Source organism: Vibrio makurazakiensis (assembly GCF_050337375.1).
Taxonomy (GTDB): Bacteria; Pseudomonadota; Gammaproteobacteria; order Enterobacterales; family Vibrionaceae; genus Vibrio; species Vibrio makurazakiensis.
This window is the reverse complement of record NZ_JAKJSW010000281.1, coordinates 1-4,355: the sequence shown is the minus strand read 5'-3', so window position 1 is coordinate 4,355 and position 4,355 is coordinate 1. Positions and strand designations below refer to the sequence as shown.

The following is a 4,355-nucleotide window of genomic DNA, read 5'->3' as shown; positions in this document are numbered from 1 at the left end:
TTTCAGCGTTGTAGTAGCTGTATTGTGCTGTTTCGATACCTGCTGCTGCGAAAACACCGTTGTGGTTTGCCCACGTCGGGTTACTGATCCAGATTTTCACGTTACCAAGTTGACGTTTGATAAACTCGCCAGCAACACGAAGAGCACCAGTACCACCTGGAGCTTGAGCTGTTTTAGCACGTTGAGAGGTTACGATTTCTGCATCAGAACCGAAAAGTAGTTTTTGAACAGCTTGGCCGTATTCAGCTGTGCCTTCAATTGTTAGGTAAGATTTGGTTTTTTCATTTTCTAAAAGGGCAGCTTCCGCTTTCTTAACTGTCTTAAGAACAGGAGTTTGACCAGCTTCGTTCTTGTAAATACCAACACCTAGGTTGATTTTTTCAGCGCGAGCGTCTTTTTTAAACTCTTCCGTTAGGCCGAGGATAGGATCTGCCGGGGCAGCTACAACTTTTTCAAACATAATCYTCATCCATGTCAATTGAAGGGAGGATAGTAACAAACTTCAGTATTTATACCTGTAAGGTTTTTTGAAGACAATACGAAGTGAACAGAAAAAGGTAAAAAAAGTAACTTAGAGGTAAATTATTAAATAAAGACCGAAAAGTTATAATAAAACACCCTACGGATAAACCGATAGGGTGTAAGTATTCATTGGTTTTTGTCTGTATCTAATTTAGCTATACGGGTTGGGTAACAAAGCTTTCTCTTTCTAGCTCACTAATGTCATTCTTTTTGTCCTGGTAAGCTGCGGCGATATCAATAAATTTCTTTTCAACATAAAGGAAAGCTTCAACTACTTCAGGATCAAAATGACTTCCATTACCCTCTAAAATGATGGCTTTGGCTTGTTCGTGAGTAAAGGCTGGCTTATAGACTCGTTTTGAAATCAGAGCATCATATACATCGGCAAGCGCCATTAAGCGACCGGATAACGGGATCTCTTCGCCAGCTAAACGGTTAGGGTAGCCATTACCATCCCATTTTTCGTGATGCGTTAGAGAGATCTCTTTTGCTACTCGTAGGAACGAGCTACTCCCTAGCTGCTTCTCTGCAATAGATAACGCTTCAGCACCAATTTGAGGGTGCCCCTTCATGATCTCAAACTCTTCGTCGGTAAGTTTACCTGGCTTAAGTAGTACATTATCAGGAATACCAACTTTACCGACATCGTGCAAAGGAGCTGATTTATATAGTAGTTCTATATAATTAGGTGTTAATAACTCTGCATGTTTTTCGGAAGTGCTTAGATGCTCTGCTAATACTTTTACGTATTCTTGTGTACGCAAGATATGCGCGCCGGTTTCGTTGTCTCGTGACTCTGCAAGCGCGGAAAGGCTGACAATAGCCACATCACGTGTCGTTTTTACTTCAGACTGAGCGTACTGTAGATGATCTAGCATCGAGTTGGTCAGAGAGGCCATTGACCCCAGTTCATCAAAAGCGAAGATAGGTAAGCGCGTTGAAGTATCACCGCGCGAAACTTTAAGTAATGACTCTTCTTGGCTTTGAAGAACCTTTTTCATTAATTTACTCCAAAGCATCATGATAGTGATGACGTAAGCCATCATAATGCCCGCAACATAAACGAATTCTTTAATGATGCTCCATTTTCCAGTACCGTCAGCCAGCTTCATCGGGTTGTGTTCTAACCAGTATATGTCTTTCACTGCGACCATTGTCAGCATAAGCGTGAGCGTACTAAGTAACAGCACTACCAGCACTATCATGTTCTTTATCATGGAGTGACGCTTGCCTTCGGTATGAAACTTTTCAATTTCACTATTAGAGAGCTCGTCGAATTCGTTAGTTTTGGCGATAAGTTGCAAAATACTGCCGGTAAAAAAACCAAATAATGTGATGCCAAAAACCACCTTGAGATTACTGTCTATAGTGAATTCGTGGAAAAAATTGTAGTAAAGCGCTAACGGAATGCTGCCAAAGAAAAAGAGAGTGGTATCTAGCTTTATAAATTGAAGGCTCTTTGCTAAAGAGTGATTCTGAAGTATGTATTGGCGAATAAGGAATAAAACCGCAAAAGTCGCAGAAGTATGTGCCAATACCTGTAGCACAGATAACGTTTCTAATAATGGACATACCCTGCCTACGTACGTTCCGTATAAAAAGGCTGAAATGGCATAAAACCTTAGAGTTAACAGAGATTGAGGTTTGGTGTGAGCCATAATTTTTCCTTTATGAAGCAAGACGCAGCTTGATGTTCAGATGTGCTATCAGTCGCAATTATTGGTAGGGATTATAATATAACAACCTAAAATAGCGGGAAGAAATTTCATTTAAATGTAACTATTTTGATAATAGCATGTTGCGGCTGGTGTTCTGTAAATTTAATTTATTCGTTTAACTCGCCATAATTATGAGTGAGAAAACACAGTTTAGCTAAGTACACTCAACGGGTGAGCCCCTGTGTATGGTACAGTTCGCGTTCCAAAAAGAATGATTTCATGAGTACGAAAAGGGTTTTATGACACGGTATCAAGAGCTTGCTACACAGATTAAGCAACAGATCGAACAGGGAACTTGGCGTGTCGGTGAAAAAATCCCTTCAGTTCGTATGAGCTGCCGAAATTTTGGACTTAGCAACAGCACGGTATTACAGGCGTATCAATTGCTTGAAAGCCAAGGGTGGCTCATTGCCAAGCCTCAGTCTGGGTACTTTGTTGCCCCTCGTCTTGAGCAGCCGAAACCTCATAAACCATCACAACCTGCATCACATAAGATCAACGATGTCCTGTTCGACTTTTTGAAATCAAGCTCTGCTAGCACTATTGAACCCTTTGGTTCTGCTTTCCCAGATCCGTGCCTTTTCCCTTTATCTGACCTGACTCGAAATTTGGCGAGCGCGGGGAGAAAGATGAATGATCGTAGTGTGATTGATAACTTGCCCCCAGGGAATGAAGCACTACGTCGTCAAGTTGCTCAACGTTATTTGCAGCAAGGCATCAGTGTTAACGTTCAAGACGTTGTCATTACTTCTGGTGCGATGGAAGCGCTTAATTTAAGTCTTCAAGCTGTAACAAATCCGGGAGACTGCGTAATTGTAGAATCCCCTGCATTTTATGGTGCATTACAAGCTGTAGAGCGTTTAGGGTTGATTCCACTAGAAGTGAATGTTGATCCTGTTACCGGATTAGACGTAGATTTGTTTGAACGAACCCTGAAAACCAATGATGTGAAAGCATGCTGGCTGATGACCACTTTTCAAAACCCAACAGGGAGCTCGGTTTCTGAGTCGGGTAAACAACGCATAGTAGAATTAACGCAGCAGTATCAGGTTCCTATTATCGAGGACGATGTTTATGGAGACTTATACCAGTCTGAACTTCGCCCTAAGCCATTGAAATTTTATGACTCACAAGATTTAGTCTTACTCTGTGGGTCACTTTCTAAAAGTTTATGTCCAGGTTATCGAATTGGGTGGGTTGTGAATACGCAATACAGCGATCGCATTCAAAAGCTGCAACTTTTAAGTACCTTATCAAGTAGTGCTCCTATTCAACTTGGGGTTGCACACTATTTGATTCATGACAGCTACGACAATCATTTGAGAAAGTTACGACGTGAACTTGTCACTCGTAAAGACAAATATAAAGCATTGCTGATTAGCGTCCTTCCTAAAGGGACTGAGATATCAAACCCACAGGGAGGGTATTTCTTCTGGATTCAATTCCCTACAGCTATTCGTGCCAATGAGCTGTATCAATTGGGGTTAGAGAATGGAGTAGGGGTCGCGCCTGGTGAATTGTTCTCTTTGGATCAACGTTTTGAGCAGTGTATTCGTTTGAATTTTTCTTATGAACTCACCGAGAGTCGAGAAAAAGCGTTAAGAAAACTCGGGGAGTTAGCAAACCGTTTGATGTAGGTTTAGCGAGCTACCTTCAAATTTGAACCTTGTATAAAGTGTATGGGACGATAATGCCCAAACTGTACGGAACAGAAGTTGGAGAGCTGTGGTGTAATTCATGATAAGAAACGGATCTAAGGAACTATCATGAAAAGTACTGAAACTAAACATGAACTGCGATTGATTGTAATTGCTATCATTTGTGCGCTGCTATTGGTGTTGGGGCATGTCATATTAGCCAAAGCATTTTCTGAATTTGCGTGGACTGAGTACACCGTCGCTGCTATTCCTTTTGTTATGTTCGCACTTTGCTTAGGTGCAGTTAGATACGCTGAAAAGCAAGAGTTGAATTAAAAGTCCTCCTTTGAATGTATGTTCAGCTGACACCTAATATAACGCCTAGAAAATACAAATTTTCTAGGCGTTATTGTTTGTTATCGCTTTTGGCGATCTAGTGGTTGATAGCTAAACAGGTAATACGCAAATTGTATTAAGC

The 4,355-nt window shown here is 41.2% G+C and carries 4 protein-coding genes; 2 read left to right on the top strand and 2 right to left on the bottom strand.

Annotated features, from left to right (window positions below):
- Positions 1 to 460: aminotransferase class I/II-fold pyridoxal phosphate-dependent enzyme (locus tag L4C33_RS19940; RefSeq protein ID WP_428814146.1), on the bottom strand; the 460-nt coding region annotated here is incomplete at its 3' end.
- A gap of 217 nt (positions 461 to 677) precedes the next feature.
- Entirely contained in the window at positions 678 to 2,180 is a 1,503-nt protein-coding gene (locus tag L4C33_RS19935) for an HD domain-containing phosphohydrolase (protein ID WP_428814145.1), read from the bottom strand.
- A 299-nt stretch (positions 2,181 to 2,479) separates the two neighbouring features.
- Between L4C33_RS19935 and L4C33_RS19930 the strand changes: the two genes are divergently transcribed.
- A complete protein-coding gene (locus L4C33_RS19930) occupies positions 2,480 to 3,877 on the top strand; it encodes an aminotransferase-like domain-containing protein (RefSeq protein WP_428814144.1) in 1,398 nt (465 codons plus the stop codon).
- Between the two features lie 129 nt (positions 3,878 to 4,006).
- Positions 4,007 to 4,213, top strand: a complete 207-nt coding sequence (locus tag L4C33_RS19925) for a hypothetical protein (protein WP_428814143.1) — start codon at positions 4,007 to 4,009, stop codon at positions 4,211 to 4,213.
- The last annotated feature ends 142 nt before the right edge of the window (positions 4,214 to 4,355 follow it).

What these genes read in the sequence shown, in the direction of transcription:
- L4C33_RS19935 (WP_428814145.1), bottom strand. Translation starts at nt 2,180, where the DNA reads ATGGCTCACACCAAACCTCAATCTCTGTTAACTCTAAGGTTTTATGCC.
- L4C33_RS19930 (WP_428814144.1), top strand. Translation starts at nt 2,480, where the DNA reads ATGACACGGTATCAAGAGCTTGCTACACAGATTAAGCAACAGATCGAA.
- L4C33_RS19925 (WP_428814143.1), top strand. Translation starts at nt 4,007, where the DNA reads ATGAAAAGTACTGAAACTAAACATGAACTGCGATTGATTGTAATTGCT.